This window comes from Eikenella sp. (genome assembly GCF_057315495.1).
In genome coordinates this window covers 26,470-44,602 of sequence record NZ_DBHKXY010000007.1, presented here as the reverse complement: position 1 = coordinate 44,602, position 18,133 = coordinate 26,470, and the positions used below count along the sequence as shown (strand labels likewise).

The following is an 18,133-nucleotide window of genomic DNA, read 5'->3' as shown; positions in this document are numbered from 1 at the left end:
TTGTTACTTACTGGCAAGGTTCTCTGAAATAGCACCTTTTTTGTTACTTATGCCCCAATATATCTTCCGAAGCCTGCCACGCATAAAGCTCAATTTGCCTCACGCGATTCAGAGTAAATGGCGGTTCTACTTTAATAAACAAAGTAGAGCCTTTTATATTCTCTGCTGCTAATATTTTGCAATCACGTGTATAAAAATCGCGCCAATATAACTCTTGCAAATCGCCCCAATCCGTTGCAATGAGCACATATTGAGTTCGGCATGGGAACAGCCAGCAATTGCCAGACAGTTGATCCGACATGTAGAAATCATCTTGAGGTTCGGTTTCATCGAAGGGATAGAGCAAAGGAGTATGGTGCTCAATGATTCGATGTGTATAAATCTCAACCACAGGCTGCCCAAGTAGATGGCGCAATGCTTCGATAGAAGGTGCGTCAGTTAAAATCTCAAAATGTTTCATCATTGATGCCTAGTGCGAAATGGGCTACCTGAAAATTTCAGGTAGCCTTTATTCATGCCGGCAGCCCTACGCCTTGGGCAGGGTAACGCCGGTTTGCCCCATGTATTTGCCTTTGCGGTCTTTGTAGGAGGTTTCGCACACTTCGTCGCTCTCGAAGAAGAGCACTTGCGCCACGCCTTCGCCAGCGTAGATTTTGGCGGGCAAGGGGGTAGTGTTGGAAAATTCCAGCGTTACATAGCCTTCCCATTCCGGCTCGAACGGGGTCACGTTCACGATGATGCCGCAGCGCGCATAGGTGGATTTGCCCAGACACACGGTGAGCACGTTGCGCGGGATGCGGAAATATTCCACCGTGCGTGCCAGCGCGAAGGAGTTGGGCGGGATGATGCAGCAGTCGTCTTCCACGGTAACGAAGTTTTTCGGGTCGAAGTTTTTCGGATCGACGATGGTGCTGTTGATGTTGGTGAAGATTTTGAATTCGTTGGCGCAGCGGATGTCGTAGCCGTAGCTGGAGGTGCCGTAGGAAATAATGCGGCGGCCGTCTTGCTCTTTGATTTGGTTCGGCTCGAACGGCTCGATCATGCCATGCTCTTCGGCCATGCGGCGGATCCAGCGGTCGGATTTGATGCTCATGGTGTTTGTCCTGGGGTAAGTTGGTTTGGGGGAGGCTACCTGAAAGCGTAGCTGAGGGGTTTCAGGTAGCCTTATTCTATCTTTATTTTCAGGTAGCCTGCCGGCTGGGTAGGCTACCTGAAAAATGGGTATTTAATCCTGCCAGCCGCCTAGAAGCGATACCAATTCCTGCAGCAGGGTAGAGAGCGATTCGGCCATCAGGATTTGCGAAGCGAAGGCTAGGCTGGCGGCATCATCGCCGTGGCTTTCGGCCTCTTCCTGCAATACATCAAGATACTGGATGCGCTTGAGCGTGAAATCCTGGGTGAGCACGAAGGCGATCTGATCGCGCCACACCAGGCCGAGTTGGGTAACGGTTTTGCCGGTTTTCACGTGCTGCACCACTTCGTCGGCGGTCAAATCCTGTTTCGACACGCGCACGGTGGGCGCGGCATCGCCCGTGCCTTTGAGTTCGCACATATCGTCCAGCTCGAAGCCGCCTCCGCAAGCACCTTGCAGCAGCCATTCGGTCATCAGGGAGGAGGGCGATTGTTTGGTGTTTGGCAGCTTGGCTTCAAGCCCGCCCAAGGCTTCGCGCAGCTTGGCCAGGAGGTTTTCCGCACGGGTGGCCGAGGCCTGGTTCACCAACAGGAAGCCGCTGCGCGTGTCGCATACGGCCTGCGTTTTGCTGCTGCGGGTGAAGGCTCGGGGCAGCAGGTCGTCGGTGATTTGCTCTTTGAGCTCCTGCTTTTCTTTGCGACCCACGGTGCGTGCCTCGGCTTCTTGGATTTCGGTGATTTTGTCGTCCAAAATCTCGCGGATTACGCCGGCGGGCAGCACTTTTTCGGATTTTTTCAGCGCCACGCTCCAAGTGAAATCGGCGGGGAACACCAATTCTGGCGAAAATCCTTCCGGCGGGGCAAAGCCTTCGCCAAACCAGTCCAAACCCTGCGGTGGGGCAAATTCGGCCCCTTGCAGCTTGGCGGACAGGGTTTCCAAATCCGGCAGTTTGTCTTTGTTTAGGGGGTAAAAGCTGACTTGTTTAAACCACATTTTGCTTGTTGTTTCTATCTGTTTCAAAGCGCGGCATTATACCGCCAATCCGGCCAGTTTGCCGTTCCTACTAAAACTTCCCACGCAGGCTTACTTTTGCAAAAGGTTACCTGAAAATATGGGCTTCAACCAAGTTAAAACGAAGGCTGTGTAGCTGAAGGCATAATGGCTGTGAAGCCTAAGCACATGTTGTCATGAAAATTTAAAACAGCCCGTAATCTGCCGACGCTTGACAGCACATTTTGCATCGGTATAATGCGCGCTCTTTCCCGTACGCGCCCATCGTCTAGAGGCCTAGGACACTGCCCTTTCACGGCGGCAACCGGGGTTCGAATCCCCGTGGGCGTGCCATTATTTCAAAAGCTCTGCTTAATGCAGGGCTTTTTGTTTGGCTGAGCGCTTATTTGGTTGGTTTGGTATAAAGACACATTTTTATAGCTAAAGCATTTGGTTCTTCAACGACTTGGCTCTCATCTCTTTGCGAGTTGTACCCCTGTAGCTCACGGCCTTATATGAGCAAATAATTGTTGTGGCTATATAAAGTTAGAGATAAGTAGGTGTTACATGGGTAGGCAACCTGGGTATTTGAACTAAAAAAAGCCGCCTGAATAATTCAGGCGGCTTTGTGACAACGATAAGACTTAGAAAATCTCACGCCAAGAGATACGGCGGATGAGGGATTCGTCAAAGGTGTTGATCGGTACGTCAATAGTTCCGGTATCACCAGCCAAGATATTACGGATACTGTTGTTACCACCAATGTTGGCTTCCCTAGAGGTACCTATCGGAGCAATTATCCCACCCACTTCCAGCATACCACCTGGTTTATCATTGCCATCAAAACGACCATCTTTGTTGGTGTCAAAAGCCGGCAAATTGTATTGACCGCCATTTTGCAAGCTTACAGCAATCAGTGCAGTAGCACCGTTTACCGAGCATACGTTGCCGGTCGGAGTGGTACGGACAGCTGTAAAGGTAGCCACTTTATTACGACGGATTGCCGGTTGAGCCACAATAGCCTGACCTGGGAGCAGACTCAGACGCCAGCCTTTATGATGGCTTTGGATAGCGTTCTGCGACACTTGATAAATCTTCTGTGTCAGGGTTTTATTGCTGGAGTAGATGGCATCCACTTTTTCCCCATTACCGATAAAGTTCTGCCCTAGCAAATCTGCATCGGTGATCGGACCCTGTTCAGCAAAGAGGCCGAGAGCATAGTTCTGCACACCTGGTGAAATATCTGTTAGGGAGAAGTATTGGCCTGTGCCAGCTACTACATACAGATGACCACCGGTTTGGGTGATTACCGGAGCTGCGGTAATTGGCGCACCAGTGCCGCTTGGAGTGTACAAAGGCTGATTGTTGTAGGCTTTAACCCATGAACCGTTGGATTTGTCGTAATCCACGCGCCACATTTTGCCGCTCAAATCACCAACAAATACGGCTTCAGGCATTTTGTCGCCGTCGCGGTCGTATACGGCCGGCTCACCCACACCATCTTGGCCCAAAGGCACTTTCCAGTAGTTGGTATTCAACTGCCAGTTGCCAGTATTGTCTGCGCGCAGAATGTACAAGTAGCCATTGCTGGAGCCGCTATTTACGCCACTACTGAAGATAACGATCGGGTTGCCGTCTTTATCTTTAGCAATGGAGGGTTTGCCAACAGTGAGACCAAGATCAGGGTCATCAGCATTGGAGAATTCCCACATTACGTTGTGAGCGCCGGGATTGCTCAAGTCAGTTACATCCAGAGCATACACCGAAGCACCACCACGGCCGGCAGTACCCACCACAATAGATTTTGCAGTGTTGCCGAAGCAAACTTCATCTGTAACCGGGGTGCCGTCATTCAGATATTGGTGAGTCGGCTGGGCATGTGATGACACAGGTAAAGATAAGCTATACAGTTTCGGTAGAGCTGTAGAAGGGATATAGCCCATCACTTCCTGACCATCTTGGTTCAGAACATGCAGTACGCCAGCATTTGAGGCGGTTACATAGAAGTTTTTACGAACCATGATGTTGCTGTTCGCATAATTACAAGCCGCAGGTTTATTTTTCGGAGGCAGAATAGGCTGTACACCGGAGTTAATAATAGTACCCAGCAGGCCGTTTTCACGTTTACGCCAAGCAACGCCTTCCAAGCTTGGGTCGCCCAAGGTGTATTGCACCAGGCTGGCAGCAGAAGCACCAGCATTCAGTGCAGTGCTGAGTTGCGCTACGTTGCCTGGAGTAAAGGCGGTAGTGGTGCCATTTGGTGCCTCAGTAAACAGCTTGCGGGCAGACCAACCAGATGTAGTATGGAAAGCTTCCATTTTGGTTGACGCACGCCATGCCGGAGTAAAGGTTAAGCCGTTGCCCTGTGAACCAATGCGTTGGGCAATCACGTCACCTGAAAGGCTATCTACGTTATAAGAAGACTGCAGGCCTAAGGTTTTATTGGCACCGACATCTACTACCGAGTTTTGGTGTTCGGTAACACCTACGAATGCCTGAGATGGGTCGGTATATGATCCAGCTTTTTCAAAAGCTCTTTTCAGTGCCTCTACCATATTTTCTGGGTTATTGCCCAGGGCGAAGTTTTTGGGCATGCCGTCGGGGAATAGTACCGGCGAGCTGCTAACCCCTGGCGCATCGCTGGTCCAGCTACCACGGGATGCATTGGGCATAGTAATACCGGGTTTGTAGTCGAAACCGCCGTATTTTGCTGCCCAGTAATATGTGTTACCAAGTGAAGCGGGATTATTTTGTTCAAAACGGCCGAAACCGGCTTCTAATACGTCGATGGTAAAGGTATTAATATGTTGATCGCCCGGAATATCTTGACGGATATCTTGTGTTCTACCCCAATAAGCCAATGCCACGATACCGGCCGGTGAATAACCTGTTACATTTCGACCAGAAGCGTGATTTGCATATGAACCGCGAGATGTATACCATGATTCTCGACCTAGGCCTTTGAATTTCTCTTGATCTAAGATGCTTTCCAAAATCTCCTTAGTTTTAATCTCAGAATCATCTGTTACACCACTTTGGGGACCAAAGTTAGGCAAGTCTTTCTCATCGTGAGTGAAGGTATCGCCAATCAGAATCATGGTGTTAGAGCGACACTGTGCCTCATCCCGAGAAGCCAAGCCGCGAGTGAGGGGGTCATCCCAATCGTAAATCATTGGAAAACCATCAGCCGAAGTCGGGTTAATACCAAATTGGCGCTGAGTCCGCTCGTAATATGCGGGCATCCCTTTATGGCGCAAATAACGCTGAGCGGTATAGAACAGCTCCGCTGCAGTATCAAGACTTTTATAGTGGCCGCTATCACCAAACTTATTGATATAGTTGATGGCACCGCTATTAGAGACATTAGTTTTGTGGGCGTCTTCCGGGTCCGGATTTACAGCCAACACACCCGTTCTTTCGTCCCACTCCTTACCATAAGTGATACCGTTTTCGTGCTGTGTACGATCCAAGTATTTCATACGGGCACGCAATACGCCACCACTCACAGCATTGGTAGAGCTCAGCTGATAGCCAAATACAGAGAAACGAGCAGGGCGGCTATCCGGCCCATCGCCACGACCATATTGCTGCATCAAGCCTTCCGGTTTGTAATGACTTCCATATGAGTGACAAGCGCTCGGCAAGCCTGCTGTACCACCAGCAGTAGCCGGATTACATACTTGCACCACAACGGGCAATCGATAGCCGGTAACATTAGGTTTGCCGCGAGAGGCGTCAGCAGCTTTTTGCACAATAGAACGCACAGACGATGGCGCTGCACCCACATTAATTGCGTTTCGATCCTGATAAATCACTTCATCTCTAGTAAAACGAACGGGCGTAACGTAGAAACCTTCGTTTAGGAAGAAAATACGATTGTTATATGCAAGCGGTACATTTGCATCCACCAACTGATGTGGAGTTTTTCTGCCAGGTACGACAGGGTGATAGCGGAAGCCTAATGCACGTGGCAAGCCTGCGGTAGTGTTTGTCGTAGCAAAGCTATCTACCATGCTGGAAGGAATAATCCGCTTTAAAAACGCCAAATCCTGCGCTGACGGATTGTGACCTAACTCAATCCCTCTATAGCGCAAACGGTATTGATTGTGACCATTGGTGCTTGTATTCACATATGCACGGCGGAGAAATGTTTCCGTTGGAGAATCGCCGGCTTGATAGTTAGTCGGGCTGTTGCCGATACCGCGGGCACGGTTACCACCGGTTAGGGTGTAGCGGAAAATATCCAGCGCGGACATTGTGGCCCAGTTTAGGAAGTTACCACTATATTCCTCATCATCCCCGCTACATAGGCCGACTCGACCGTAACTATCAGTAGTCGCTACCGAAGAAACAGCAAAATAGCCGTTATCTGCATTGCTATCGTAGTCATAGAATTTATAGCATTTGGTATTGTCAAAATACCCTAAGTATCTTGTTTTCCATTGGTTCTGCTGGCTTATTCTTAAGGTTGGGTAGCCCTCAAACATAAATGAATTATCAGAATAAGCCGCACCGGCTGTCGGGTGCTCTACGGATGGCGTCAGGGTAATGTTTGGGCCGTGGGCAATGGTAACGCCGGTGAGCGGTTTGTTGCTGATGCTCACCGTTGCCGCTTGCGCGGCACAGCTGATGCCAAAAATGGCAGCCGCCAGCATCGTCGGCCTAAAATGTTTTTGTATATTAGAGGTTTTCATTTTCGTCATTCCATGTTTAAGTAGACTGAGTAGCGCCTTCCTGGATCAACAAACCCTATCAAAACATTGCAATAGACAAGGTTTACTTTGCTCGGCAGTTTCTATTATAACCCGTTTCCATATAAAGAAAAATAAGGGTATATCCTTTAATGGCAAGCAATTTTACTGCCATCTACTAGATGAGGGTGCGTAAAATTAGGCAATTTCTTCCTTTGGTACTCGGCCGCTATTGCTTAATAGGCGTCATCTGCTAAGATTGTTAGTATCGCGCTCATATTGTCCTATTTTATTGATATTTATCAATCTATTATTGCTATTGGATAGTTGTTTGCCGCAGATTATTTTGGCAATTAACGGCAAAATCTGTGCTTGGTGTGCTGACGTGTAAGAGCCGTATTGCTTGCAATGCATGGCTGGCTAGGAGATGTATTTGGATAATTTAGAAAAGGCCTGCCGTTGTTTGTCAGAAAAAGCGGGTAGAGAGACAGTAAAAAGGCTACCTCAAACGGTTTGACCGGTTTCAGGTAGCCTACATTTTGGCTGCTATGTGGCGCTGGGCTCAAGTTGTGCCGATCGGGCGGCAGGCGATCATGTAGTTGACGTCTGTTCGCTGGCAGAGGCGGTAGCGGCGGGTGAGGGGGTTGTAGGTGAGGCCGCTGGTGGCGGTGATGTTCAGCCCGGCTTGGCGGCAGAGGCGGGCGAGGTCGGCAGGGTTGATGAAGCGCTGCCAGTCGTGGGTGCCTTTGGCCACGAGGCCGAGTAGGTATTCGGCTGCGATGATGGCTTGGGCGTAGGATTTGGCGGTGCGGCTGAGGGTGGAGAAAAAGAGGCTGCCGCCGGGCTTGACCAGTTTGGCGCAGGCGGCAATCACGGAGGCGGGGTCGGGCACGTGTTCGAGCATTTCCATGCAGGTAACCACGTCGTAGGCGGCCGGCTGCTCGTTGGCAAGCGCTTCCACGCTGATGCAGCGGTAGTGCAGGTTGGCCAGGCCTTGTTGTTCGGCATGGGCTTGGGCTACCTGAAGGGATTTTTCGGCCATGTCGATGCCGGTGGCTTGCGCGGCTTCGCGGGCAAGGGCTTCGCTGAGGATGCCGCCGCCGCAGCCTACGTCGAGTACGTTTTTGCCGGACAGCCCGCCGCTATGTTCGCGGATGAAGCCTAGCCGCAGCGGGTTGATTTCATGCAGGGACTTAAATTCGCCCTCGGGATTCCACCATTGGGCGGCTAGGCGGCTGAATTTGTCGATTTCGGCGGCATCGACATTTGGGGCGCTGGTGTTCATGTTTTCTCCAAAAAAGGGGTTTCAGGTAGCCTCAATTTAAGCGTGAGGCTACCTGAAAAATGCAGCGGCGAAAGGCTTAGCGGCGGCCGCTGTTGTAGCGTTGCAGGCTGCGCTGTACGGGGGTTTTGATGGCGGCGCAGTATTGTTGCTGGGATTTGCCTGCGGTTTGGCTGTCAAGAAAGGTGCGAACTTCGGCTTCGTTCAGTAGGCTTTCGCAGTTGGCTTGTTCGAACTGCTGCTGAGCGGCGTTAAAGGCGTTTTTGTAGCGTTCGTCTTGGGCTGCGGCGGGCTCGCAGGCAGAGACGTGGATGACGATTTGGAAGCCGTCTTTCAGATAGCCCAGGCATTGTTGTTTGCTGGCTTGGGCAGGTGCGGCTTGGGCAAGGGCGGGGAGAATGGCGGCAGTAAGGAGGGCCAGGGTGCGGAGTTTCATTGGAGGAATTCCTTGTGTGTGGCTGGGAAGAGGCTACCTGAAAATTGCTTTTCGGTTTTTCAGGTAGCCTGTGGGTTATTTGACGTTGCGGTAGCGGTGGGCAATGCCTGGCAGTTCGTCTTTGACGGCGGGGCAGAACAGGCGGCTGGTCTGGCCGAGCCGCTGGAGTTCAAGATTGATGGCGGCTTGGGCTTCGTCTTCGCTGACGATGTCTAGGCAGCTGTTGTGCTCGAATTGGATCTGGGTGTTTTTGAAGGCGGTTTGGTAGCGCTCGCTGGTGGCGGAATCGGGACGGCAGGCTTCGGTAAAGGCGGAGAGGTTGTTGCCATCGACAACGTAGCGCAGGCATTGGGCTTTTGCGGCGGCGTGTTCGGCAGCTTGGACGCTGTCTTGCGGGCTGTTGTCTTGTGGCTCGGGGCTAGGCTGCGGGCGCTCTTGGGTGTGTACGCGGTGTGCTTGGGCGGGTTGTTCGTTATCTTGCTGGCGGGTTGGCCGGCTGTGCCGGATTGGGGGTTGGGCGGCGTTGTGTCCGGTATCGCGCTGCTGGCGGGCGTTGGTGCGGGTGTTGGCAGGTTTGGTTTCCTGTTGTTGGCGTGAGTGTGCACGGCCGTTGGCGGACCGGTTGTTGTCGTGCTCCCTGCTTTGGCTGTTGCGACCGCGGGCGGGTTTGGCTTCCTGCTGCTGGCGCGAGTTGGCGCGGCCGTTGGCTGGTTTGTTGTTGTCTTGGGTTCTGCTTTGACCGTTGCGGCCGCGCTGGGGTTTGTTGTCCTGCGGTTTGGAAGATGAGTTTCTGCCGGAGGAAGTACGCTCTTGAGACCTGCTCTGTGCGGGTTTGGATTGGGATGCACGGCCGGATGAAGGTTTGGCGGGGGCGGCGATGGCGAGTGCGGGAAGAATGGCGGCAGTAAGGAGGGCTAGGGCACGGGGTTTCATTTTGATTTCCTTATGTGGTAGGGGGATGGGCACATGAAATTTCAGGTAGCCTTTAGGTTTTACTTCAGTGGGTGATGCTCAATGTCTCTTGTTTATACGGGTATAGAATTGCTTGTGCTCGCTACCATTTCTATTCTATTGATTGGCCTTCTGTCCACCATATAGCTGCATAATCTGTTGGATAGAAGGGCGAATATCTCTGCAATATTGTTGTATATTATTGCTGCCGGCAGTTTCTCTTCTAACGTAAGCGTTCGCTTCTGCTTCAGCTAATATATTTTCACACCCATTATTTTTAAACGTATTCATAATATTAGAGAAGAACGTATTCATAATATTAGAGAAGGCGGCTCCATATTGATCCCGATTGACTCCGGGTTGGCACATAACAGCCTGGGCAACAATCTCATATCCATCTTTTAAGTAGCCTAGACATTGTTGCTTAGTTACAGGATGTGACTGTGCCGATGGTGCAGCCAAAGTTAAACTGGGCAATGCCAATATGGAGCACAAAGTTAAAGTAGCCAAGCGCATATTTATCCTTGAGTGATAGGTGAACCAACGAACTTAATTATCGGCATCATAACTGGCTATCTGAAAACCAACACCATATTTTCAGGTAGCCTTTAAATTATTTTTGCCGCTGCCACAACACAAACGCCTCGTGCTTCTCGCGCGGGCGGTTGGCGCTGGCGAGTTCGGCGGCGTCGGGCACGGCTTCATGGCGCAGGGTGGCGACGAAGCGGCAGTTTTCGCCTAAGGGGTAGCGGCCGTATTCCTGCCAGGCATGGCGCACCACGGCGTGTTGCGCGGAAACGCAGGCATCGGCCGGCAATTCGGCTTCCAGCCGCCGCACCACGGGGCGGTAGCTTTTGGCTGCGTCCAGCCAGGGCAGGAACAGGGTGAGGATGAGCGACCAGCACAGCGTGAGCCCGGCCGCCCAGTTGGTTACCGCCTGCCGGCCGCGCACGTATTTGCGCGTAATCGCCAAGAGCCACACCGGCGTGAACAACACGGCCACGATAACCGGGAAATAATCGATATCCCGCTGATAATACGGGCTGAAATAAGCTGCACGTTCGGCCAGCTTGGCCGGCCAGCCGAAGTTCATGGCGAAAAAGCCGAGCCACACAAACAGCGCCAGCGAGCCGAACGTCATGATGCCGAACCAGTTGAAAAACGCCGCCGCGCCGCGCCGAAGCTGGTCGGCCTGCGCCGCTGCCGCCAACACCAAAGGCGGCAACAGCAACATTAAATTGTCTTCCATATGTTGCGGCGAGGCGGCCAGCATGAGGCCGAACACAGCCAGCCAAATCAGGCACAGACTGTTCCAGCCGTGGCGCGGCAGGCGGCGCTGGCGGTAGAGCGTCCACAAGGCCAGCGGCCAGGCCGGGAAGGCAAACCACAGCAGGTTTTTCAGATAATAAGCGGCGGGAAAACCAAAATCCAAGCGGGCAAAGCCGCCGAACGGCGCGAGCGCGTGATACCGCCACCATTGCAGGAAGGCCTCGTGCGACAAACCGTTGAGCACCAGCGGCCACACAAACAGCAAAGGCAGCGTCAGCCCCGCCGCCGCCAAAAGCGTGAGCCAGAAACGCTTGTTGTGCCAATGCGAATCCAGCGGCAACAGCGCCGTGGTGAGCATCACGCCCAATAGCGGCAACAGGCTACCTGAAAGCGACAATACCATCCAACCCAAAAGCGTGAGCACAATCGCCTTCACGGTTTTCTGCCGCGCCATCGCCAGCGCGTAGAAACTCAGGCTTAGGCCGCACAGGGTAACGATTTGCCCGCCGATAAAGTGGCTCATCATCAGCAGGCCCGGGCAGCCGATCAGCACCAACACCGCCGTACGCCCGTTGCGCCGCCCCAAAAGCATCCGCCCCGCGCCGCCCATGGCCGCGAGCGATACCGCCGCGAGCAAGGCGTTCACCATGCGCACCGCCTCATACGGCGGCAAATGGCCGAACAGTTTCAAAAACAGCAGGGAAAGCCACATATACAGCGGCGGCACATCCCAAAACAGCGCCCCGCTATCCTGCGGCAGCCACCATTGCCCGCTCTCCGCGGCCTGCCGGATGACCGCATACACCAAGGGTTCGTCTTGCCACAAATCATGCGCAAACACGCCCGGCCACAGCCAGACAAAAGCCAGCAATAGCAAGAGCCAGGGCCGCTCGTAAGTGGGCGGTGCGGGGCGTTGCTCGGGCGGAACGTAGGTTAGCATGGGATGTTTGGCGGGAAATTCAAATTGGGCGCTATTGTATAGCAAAGTGCGGGGCGGAGGTGGATAGGCGGGAGGCTACCTGAAAATGGAGCGGCTGCGAAATGGGAATATGGCAAGGCAGGATGGTGCTGTGCCGCCGTTTGGCGTGGCTGTTTACCGGCTTTCAGGTAGCCTGCCGGGTTCAGTTGGCGCGGCGCAGGTAGGTGGCGAAGCGAGGCGTGCCTTTGGCGGTGAAGCCGCGGTATTTGTAGGTGATGCGGCTGCCGATTGGCGGCGGGTTGCGGCGGTCGGCGTCTTTGAAACCGGAGCCGATGCGGAATTCGCCGGTTTCGTTGCGGCAGGACACGGCGCCGAGCAGGCCGGCGTTGCGGCCTTTGCCTTCGTGGTGGGCGGTAACAGTACATTCCGCGTCGTGCGCGCTTTTGAGCTTGAGCAGATTGTCGCTGCGGCCACCTTGGTAGGGGGTGTTGGGGTTGCGCAGCATCACGCCTTCGCCGCCTTGGGCTTCGATTTGGCGCAGGAATTGTTGGGCGTGGGCGGCATCACGCACGGGGGTTTGCGGGATAACAGCGATTTTGGCCTGCGGGTGGGCGGCAAGGTGGCGCTGCACGAGGGCGAGGCGCTGATACAGGTTGCCCGGGGCTTGCGGCGCGTCAAAAACGTGCAGCTTGATACCGCTCCAATCGCCGTTGGCGCTGCGGACGGCGGCGGAAATCTGCTCGAATGCGCCGCGCCGGCTGTAGAGCTCGCCGTCGAGCGGATAGGGCGGGAAATCGCGGGTGAAACCGGCAGGCGGGGAGAAGGGGTGGCCTTGGCGGCTGATGAGTTTGCGCCCGTCCCAATAAGCGCGCACGCCGTCGAGCTTTTCGCTCATCGCCCAGCCGGCAATGTTCTGGCCGCTGTATTCTTTGGCCAGGATAAGGTTGGGCGCGGCGTACAGGGCTGGAGCGAGCAGAAGGGCGAGGATGAGGAGGAGTGATTTCATGGCAGATTTTGTTTGGGTGGGGTGGTGGAGGCTACCTGAAAGCGCGGTTTCAGCGCAATTTCTGCAAAAACGGATTAAACGCGATTTCCCACAAAAAGCCGTCGGGATCGGCGAGGTAGCCGCTGTAGCCGCCCCAGAATACTTTCTGCGGGGCTTTGATGATGTTGGTGTTTTTCGCTGCGAACCCGGCAAACAGTGCGTTCACTTCGGCTTCGCTGCCCACGTTGTGCGCCAAGGTAAAGCGTGGGAAGCCGCTGCTTTGTTCCGGTATTTGCGCGTCGTGCGACAGGGCGGCTTTGCCGAACAGGGCGAGCAGCAGCGCGTTTCCGGCTTGGAAAAAGGCAATATTTTCGTTGCTGTCGGCTGTTTCCTGCCAGCCGAATACCTCCCGATAAAAACGGCGCGATTCGGCGAGGTCGGCCACGCCGAGCGTAATGTAGTTGATATGTTGTTCCATCAGCTGTCCTTGTGGCTGGAAGAGATGTTGAGAGGCTACCTGAAAAGCGGTTCTGCATTTTCAGGTAGCCTTTGTCATGCCGCGCTTTAAGACGAGGCGAAGGCTTCAAACGGTACGGCGAGCAGGGGCTCGGCGCCTTGGCGGATGCGTTCGGCGCAGGCGTGGGCTTGGGGCAGCACGTAGGCGAGGTAGGCGCGGGCGGTGTGCTGCTGGGCTTGGCAGAATGCGCTGCCGAAGCGTGCTTCTGCGTTGCGGGCGGCCAGGAAGTTTTGCGCCAGGGCGTCGGCGCCGAGGGTGAGGGAGATTTGCTCCAGATAGGCGGCGGCGTTTAGGGCGGTGGCGGCGGGGTTGGTTTCGTGCTGCTGCACGAGGAGGGAGGTGCTGCGTTCGGCTAATTCGAGGGCGCGTTGGAGCGGCTCGGCGGTGGCGTGCTCAACGGTAGCGAGCTCGTTGGCGGTTTGCTGGGCTTCGGCGAGCAGGGTGCGCACGAGGCTGCCTTTGTCGGACACGGTTTTGCGGGCGAGGTCGGCGGCCTGCACGCCGTTGGTGCCTTCGTAGATGGCGGTGATGCGCACGTCGCGTACGAGCTGGGCGATGCCGGTTTCTTCGATATAGCCTGCGCCGCCGAACACCTGCATGGCGAGGTTGGCGAGCACGGTGCCGTTGTCGCTGCACCAGGCTTTAACAATGGGGATGAGATAGTCGAGCCGGCCTTTGGCAGCTTTTTTGGCGGCGGGCTCGGGGTGTTGGTGCGAGGCGTCGAGCGCGGCGGCGGCTTGGAGATACAGGGCGCGCTGGGCGGCGATGGTGGCTTTTTGCACCAGCAGCATACGGGCAACGTCGGGGTGGTGGATGATGGTGAGCGGGGTGCCGTCGGGCGCGCTGCCTTGGATGCGCTCGTGGGCGTAGGTCAGTGCCTGCTGGTAGGCAGCTTCGGCCACGGCATGGCCTTCGATGCCCACGCCTAGGCGGGCGTGGCTCATCATGGTGAACATATAAAGCAGGCCGCGCCCGGCTTTGCCGATGAGGTAGCCTTCGGCTTCGTCGAACTGCATCACGCAGGTGGGGCTGGCGTGGATACCCATTTTGTGCTCGATGGCGGTGGCAGACACGCCGTTTCTCTCGCCGATGCTGCCGTCGGGCTTGATTTTGTATTTGGGCACGATAAACAGGGAAAGGCTTTTAATGCCGGAAGTGGTGCCAGGCAGGCGGGCGAGCACGAGGTGGATGATGTTTTCGGTCAGCTCGTGTTCGCCCCAGGTGATGAAGGTTTTCTGGCCGCTGATGCGGTAGCTGCCGTCTTCCTGCGGCACGGCTTTGGTGGCCACTTGGGAGAGGTCGGTGCCGGCCTGCGGCTCGGAGAGGTTCATGGTGCCGCTCCAAATGCCTTGGCTCATTTTAGGCAGGAAGGTTTGTTTCTGCTCTTCGGAGCCGTGTTTGGCAATGGTTTCCACCGCGCACACGGTGAGCATGGGCAACAGCGAGAGGGCGAGGTTGCTGCAGTAGTACATTTCTTCGCACGCGGCGGAAATCACGGCAGGCAGGCCTTGGCCGCCGTATTCGGCCGGGGCGCGCAGGCCGGGCCAGCCGGCTTCGCAGAAGGCTTGGTAGGCGGCAGCAAGGTCGGGATGGGTGATGACTTTGCCGTTTTCCAAGCGCGCGCCGTGCAAATCGCCGGTACGGCTAGTAGGCAGGAAGACTTCTTCGCTGAACTTGGCCGCTTCTTCGATGATGGCGGCGGCGGTGCCTTCGTCCAGGCCGCTTTCGGCATACCATTGGGCGATTTCGGCCAGGTTGCCGTGGGTTTGCAGGGCGAATAAGAGTTCGTTGATGGGGGCACGGTAGGACATGGAAGGCTCCTGTGTAGTAGGGGGAAGATACGGGCTAGCATAACAAATCCGCAGGGGCTTGGGTATGGTGGCGTCGGGCTGGCTTGATACGTAGCAAAAAAGGCTACCTGAAACTTTCAGGTAGCCTTGGATAGGGTGTCGGGTGCGGGAATCCGGCTTATTGGTTTTCAGGTAGCCTAAGGTGGTGTGTAGGGTGCGTGCCTGTGGCACACACGCCGTTGCCCGTTATTCCCAAGCCGCGTGCGTGCGTTCCGCACACACCCTACACCTTGGAAATAAGCAGGCTACCTGAAATCTATTTTTCAGGTAGCCTGTTGATAAGGCAGAGTGCAGGTTGGTAAACCCAACCTGCACTCTTGTTTGTTGGGTTACACCTGTGGCTAACCCAACCTACTCACTAAAATCATTTATCCAATCCATCGTGCCAAACAGGCGTTCCTAAGCGGCGCATACACCTGTTATAACCAGTTTCTTTATCACAAATTAAGCGATTTTTCCTGCGTAACTCTCGTTGCTCCGGCGATTCGGCGGTATAGTAAGCTACCTGCTCATTAATAAGCATCAGTCAATGCAGCTCTTGTTGCATAATGCCCATTCCACCAATCAGACATGCTGCAAGCACTAAGCAGGCCGGATAGCAATATTACTGTTATGGAGTTAATTGAGTGGTTTTCCATGATATTCATTGCGTTAAGCAGGAGCAGGGTGTGCGCGGAACGCACGCACGCGGTTTTCAACTTTGTTGAAGCTGTGCTTTAGCTTCGTAGAAACTTCGCTTCGCTCTGTTTTCAGGTAGCCTTTGCCATTCCCGCGGCAGGCTTAAACGGCCAAGAGCGGCACGATAATCGGGGCGAGGAAGGAGGTGAGGATGCCGTTGAAGATCAGGCCGAGGGTGGCGTAGGCGGCAAAGTGGCCGCTGATTTCCAGGCTGGCGGCAATGCCGATGGCGTGCGAGGCCGTGCCCTGCGCGATGGAGTGCGAGATGGGATTGCGGATATGACTGTGGCGCAGAATCCAAAAGCCGATAAATTGGCCGGTGAGGCCGGCCAGCAGCACGGCGGCCACGGAAACGGCTGGGATGCCGTCTAGCACATGGGTGATTTCCAGCGCAATCGGCATGGTAACCGATTTAGCGGCGAGCGACTGGCTCACATCGTGGCTGGCGCCAAGCCAGTGGGCAAACAGCACGCCGCTCACAATGCCTACCACGCTGCCCACCAGCTGCGAGGCGGCAATCGGCAGCCATTGGCTGCGGATGCGCGGCCATTGCTGATACATGGGGATGGCCAGGCACACGATGGCCGGCTGCAGCCAAAAGCCGACCATGCGGCCGGTTTGCATGAAATCGTCGTAGCGGATGCCGAAGAGTTTCAGGTAGCCGATGACCAAAGCCGTGCTCACCATCAGCGGGTTGGCCAGCGGGCTGCCGCTGCGCAGGCGCAAAAACAGGCTGAAGCGGTAGATGGCGAGCATCATCAGAATCAGCACAATGGGGTTGGTGGCGACTTCCCTCATTTGTGTCTCCTCAGTATTTCATGCGTTTTCGCGCTGGAGAGCAGCACCAGCACGCTGCTGGCCACGGTGGCGATGGTAATCGACCAGAAATCGTGCGCCACGATGGAGAAATAATCCATCAGCGCCACGCAGGCGGGAATCATCAGCAGCATCATGTGTTGCATGAGGAATTCGGTCATCGGCTTAAACCAGGCCTCCTTCACCCAACCGGCTTTGAGCAGGCAGAACAAAATCAGCAGCCCTACAATGCTGGCGGGCAGTTTGAGGTGGGTGAGGTGTAAAAGCACTTCGCCTGCGGCTAGGCAGGCGAAAACGATAATGAGTGCGCGTAACATGGTTACTGACCTAAGATAATGTTGGAAAGGGCGAATTATAGCACCGGACGGGCGCTCAGAAGAGAAGAAGGCTACCTGAAACCTTTTCAGGTAGCCTTCTTCTCTATTTGGAAAAGGGCGGATTAGTAGCCCAAACGTTGGCAGATGGTGGAAGACAATCCGGCCTGGTTGAGGGTGTAGAAATGCAGGCCGGGGGCGCCGTGGCGCAGGAGGCGGCCGCACATTTCGGTTACCACGTCCAGCCCCAGCGCTTTGATGGAGGCGGTGTCGTCGGCATAGGATTGCAGCTTCAGTCGCAGCCAGCGCGGAATTTCGGCGCCGCACATATCGGCGAAGCGGGCCAGCTTGGAGAAGTTGGCAATCGGCATGATGCCGGGCACGATGGGGATTTCCACGCCGCGCCCGCGCACGTCGTCGAGGAAGCGGAAGTAGGCATCGGCGTTGAAGAAAAACTGGGTGATGGCGGAATTGGCACCGGCTTTCACTTTGCGCACGAAGCTTTGAATGTCGTCTTCGGCGCTGCGCGATTGCGGGTGGTATTCAGGGTAGGCGGCCACTTCGATGTGGAACCAGTCGCCGAATCGGTGGCGGATGAGTTCCACCAGTTCGTTGGCGTGGCGCAGGCCGGTGGTGCCCAAGCCCATGCCGGAGGGGATGTCGCCGCGCAGGGCAAGCACATGGCGGATGCCTAAGTCTTTATATTCCTGCAAGAGCTCGGTGAGCTCGCCGGCATTCAGGCCCACGCAGGGGATGTGCGGGGCGGCGGCCATGCCTTCGGCAAGGATGTCGCGGATGGTTTGCATCGTGCCTTCGCGGGTGGTGCCGCCGGCACCGGAGGTGCAGGAGAAAAACTCCGGCTGGTATTGGGAGAGTTGCTTGCGGGTGATTTTCTGTTTTTCGCGGCCTTCGGGCGTACGGGTGGGGAAAAATTCGAAGCTGAGGGTATTGTGTAGCATGATGGTGGGAAACTAAATGCGAAAGAAAGGCGATACGGTAGCGGGCGGCGGGGGTTTAGGCAAGGGCGGCTGGCTGAAAAATTAGCGCTAGTAGATGAATAGGATTCATATTGAGGAGGAGGCTAGCTGAAACCAATTATCTAAAACAGGGTAGCTTTTCAGGTAGCCTGTATTGCATTTAGGGTATGCAGAACAATTCGCTAGCGATGGATTGGCTAGCCATCCTTCTGCCGATGCAGCCAAAATGGTTCACGGCATAAGCACTGTGTTGAGTTGAGCAGCATGGAAGCAGATAAATTCAGGCTACCTGAAATTTTAGCTTCGCCGAAACCCCGCTATGCGGC

15 protein-coding genes and 1 tRNA gene are annotated in these 18,133 nt (G+C 55.0%); 1 reads left to right on the top strand and 15 read right to left on the bottom strand.

The window, feature by feature from the left end; genetic code table 11:
- Window positions 1-43: 43 nt before the first annotated feature.
- From ACO6EE_RS00840 to ACO6EE_RS00830, 3 genes are all read right to left on the bottom strand, one after another.
- Complete coding sequence (locus ACO6EE_RS00840; RefSeq protein ID WP_485958638.1) at window positions 44-463, bottom strand: hypothetical protein; 420 nt, start codon at window positions 461-463, stop codon at window positions 44-46.
- 63 nt (window positions 464-526) lie between these two features.
- Window positions 527-1,093, bottom strand: a complete 567-nt coding sequence (dcd, locus tag ACO6EE_RS00835; protein ID WP_003823864.1) for a dCTP deaminase — start codon at window positions 1,091-1,093, stop codon at window positions 527-529.
- A gap of 132 nt (window positions 1,094-1,225) precedes the next feature.
- The gene (locus ACO6EE_RS00830; protein ID WP_485958637.1) at window positions 1,226-2,125 is read right to left on the bottom strand and encodes a recombination-associated protein RdgC; all 900 of its coding nucleotides are present in this window, start codon (window positions 2,123-2,125) and stop codon (window positions 1,226-1,228) included.
- 275 nt (window positions 2,126-2,400) lie between these two features.
- Between ACO6EE_RS00830 and ACO6EE_RS00825 the strand changes: the two genes are divergently transcribed.
- Window positions 2,401-2,476: transfer RNA gene (locus tag ACO6EE_RS00825), tRNA-Glu, on the top strand.
- Between the two features lie 290 nt (window positions 2,477-2,766).
- On the opposite strand, the gene ACO6EE_RS00820 is transcribed toward ACO6EE_RS00825, so the two are convergent.
- The 12 genes from ACO6EE_RS00820 to metF all read right to left on the bottom strand — a co-directional run bounded on the left by ACO6EE_RS00820 (window position 2,767) and on the right by metF (window position 17,789).
- Window positions 2,767-6,816 carry a pilus assembly protein gene (locus tag ACO6EE_RS00820; protein WP_485958636.1) on the bottom strand — a complete coding sequence of 1,350 codons (4,050 nt, stop codon included), beginning with the start codon at window positions 6,814-6,816 and terminating at the stop codon, window positions 2,767-2,769.
- A 559-nt stretch (window positions 6,817-7,375) separates the two neighbouring features.
- Entirely contained in the window at window positions 7,376-8,098 is a 723-nt protein-coding gene (gene ubiG, locus ACO6EE_RS00815) for a bifunctional 2-polyprenyl-6-hydroxyphenol methylase/3-demethylubiquinol 3-O-methyltransferase UbiG (RefSeq protein WP_485958635.1), read from the bottom strand.
- A gap of 76 nt (window positions 8,099-8,174) precedes the next feature.
- A complete protein-coding gene (locus tag ACO6EE_RS00810; RefSeq protein WP_485958634.1) occupies window positions 8,175-8,531 on the bottom strand; it encodes a hypothetical protein in 357 nt (118 codons plus the stop codon).
- A 75-nt stretch (window positions 8,532-8,606) separates the two neighbouring features.
- Window positions 8,607-9,464, bottom strand: a complete 858-nt coding sequence (locus tag ACO6EE_RS00805; RefSeq protein WP_485958633.1) for a hypothetical protein — start codon at window positions 9,462-9,464, stop codon at window positions 8,607-8,609.
- A 135-nt stretch (window positions 9,465-9,599) separates the two neighbouring features.
- Window positions 9,600-9,998 carry a hypothetical protein gene (locus ACO6EE_RS00800; RefSeq protein ID WP_485958632.1) on the bottom strand — a complete coding sequence of 133 codons (399 nt, stop codon included), beginning with the start codon at window positions 9,996-9,998 and terminating at the stop codon, window positions 9,600-9,602.
- Between the two features lie 97 nt (window positions 9,999-10,095).
- A complete protein-coding gene (locus ACO6EE_RS00795; protein ID WP_485958631.1) occupies window positions 10,096-11,691 on the bottom strand; it encodes an ArnT family glycosyltransferase in 1,596 nt (531 codons plus the stop codon).
- A gap of 181 nt (window positions 11,692-11,872) precedes the next feature.
- Complete coding sequence (locus tag ACO6EE_RS00790; protein ID WP_485958630.1) at window positions 11,873-12,676, bottom strand: DNA ligase; 804 nt, start codon at window positions 12,674-12,676, stop codon at window positions 11,873-11,875.
- A 49-nt stretch (window positions 12,677-12,725) separates the two neighbouring features.
- Entirely contained in the window at window positions 12,726-13,133 is a 408-nt protein-coding gene (locus tag ACO6EE_RS00785) for a VOC family protein (RefSeq protein ID WP_485958629.1), read from the bottom strand.
- An 86-nt stretch (window positions 13,134-13,219) separates the two neighbouring features.
- Window positions 13,220-14,983 (bottom strand): acyl-CoA dehydrogenase family protein, encoded by a 1,764-nt coding sequence (locus ACO6EE_RS00780; protein WP_485958628.1) that lies wholly within the window; start codon window positions 14,981-14,983, stop codon window positions 13,220-13,222.
- A gap of 819 nt (window positions 14,984-15,802) precedes the next feature.
- On the bottom strand, window positions 15,803-16,498 hold the full coding sequence (locus ACO6EE_RS00775) for an LrgB family protein (protein ID WP_003823884.1): 696 nt from the start codon (window positions 16,496-16,498) through the stop codon (window positions 15,803-15,805).
- Window positions 16,495-16,833, bottom strand: coding sequence for a CidA/LrgA family protein (locus ACO6EE_RS00770; protein WP_485958627.1), 339 nt, complete (start codon window positions 16,831-16,833; stop codon window positions 16,495-16,497). Before ACO6EE_RS00770 ends, ACO6EE_RS00775 begins: the two co-directional genes overlap by 4 nt.
- A 122-nt stretch (window positions 16,834-16,955) precedes the next feature.
- Entirely contained in the window at window positions 16,956-17,789 is an 834-nt protein-coding gene (metF, locus tag ACO6EE_RS00765; protein WP_485958626.1) for a methylenetetrahydrofolate reductase [NAD(P)H], read from the bottom strand.
- Window positions 17,790-18,133: the final 344 nt, after the last annotated feature.

What these genes read in the sequence shown, in the direction of transcription:
- ACO6EE_RS00820 (WP_485958636.1), bottom strand. Translation starts at nt 6,816, where the DNA reads ATGAAAACCTCTAATATACAAAAACATTTTAGGCCGACGATGCTGGCG.
- ACO6EE_RS00795 (WP_485958631.1), bottom strand. Translation starts at nt 11,691, where the DNA reads ATGCTAACCTACGTTCCGCCCGAGCAACGCCCCGCACCGCCCACTTAC.
- dcd (WP_003823864.1), bottom strand. Translation starts at nt 1,093, where the DNA reads ATGAGCATCAAATCCGACCGCTGGATCCGCCGCATGGCCGAAGAGCAT.
- ACO6EE_RS00770 (WP_485958627.1), bottom strand. Translation starts at nt 16,833, where the DNA reads ATGTTACGCGCACTCATTATCGTTTTCGCCTGCCTAGCCGCAGGCGAA.
- ACO6EE_RS00785 (WP_485958629.1), bottom strand. Translation starts at nt 13,133, where the DNA reads ATGGAACAACATATCAACTACATTACGCTCGGCGTGGCCGACCTCGCC.
- metF (WP_485958626.1), bottom strand. Translation starts at nt 17,789, where the DNA reads ATGCTACACAATACCCTCAGCTTCGAATTTTTCCCCACCCGTACGCCC.
- ACO6EE_RS00840 (WP_485958638.1), bottom strand. Translation starts at nt 463, where the DNA reads ATGATGAAACATTTTGAGATTTTAACTGACGCACCTTCTATCGAAGCA.
- ACO6EE_RS00790 (WP_485958630.1), bottom strand. Translation starts at nt 12,676, where the DNA reads ATGAAATCACTCCTCCTCATCCTCGCCCTTCTGCTCGCTCCAGCCCTG.
- ACO6EE_RS00775 (WP_003823884.1), bottom strand. Translation starts at nt 16,498, where the DNA reads ATGAGGGAAGTCGCCACCAACCCCATTGTGCTGATTCTGATGATGCTC.
- ACO6EE_RS00830 (WP_485958637.1), bottom strand. Translation starts at nt 2,125, where the DNA reads ATGTGGTTTAAACAAGTCAGCTTTTACCCCCTAAACAAAGACAAACTG.
- ubiG (WP_485958635.1), bottom strand. Translation starts at nt 8,098, where the DNA reads ATGAACACCAGCGCCCCAAATGTCGATGCCGCCGAAATCGACAAATTC.
- ACO6EE_RS00810 (WP_485958634.1), bottom strand. Translation starts at nt 8,531, where the DNA reads ATGAAACTCCGCACCCTGGCCCTCCTTACTGCCGCCATTCTCCCCGCC.
- ACO6EE_RS00780 (WP_485958628.1), bottom strand. Translation starts at nt 14,983, where the DNA reads ATGTCCTACCGTGCCCCCATCAACGAACTCTTATTCGCCCTGCAAACC.
- ACO6EE_RS00805 (WP_485958633.1), bottom strand. Translation starts at nt 9,464, where the DNA reads ATGAAACCCCGTGCCCTAGCCCTCCTTACTGCCGCCATTCTTCCCGCA.
- ACO6EE_RS00800 (WP_485958632.1), bottom strand. Translation starts at nt 9,998, where the DNA reads ATGCGCTTGGCTACTTTAACTTTGTGCTCCATATTGGCATTGCCCAGT.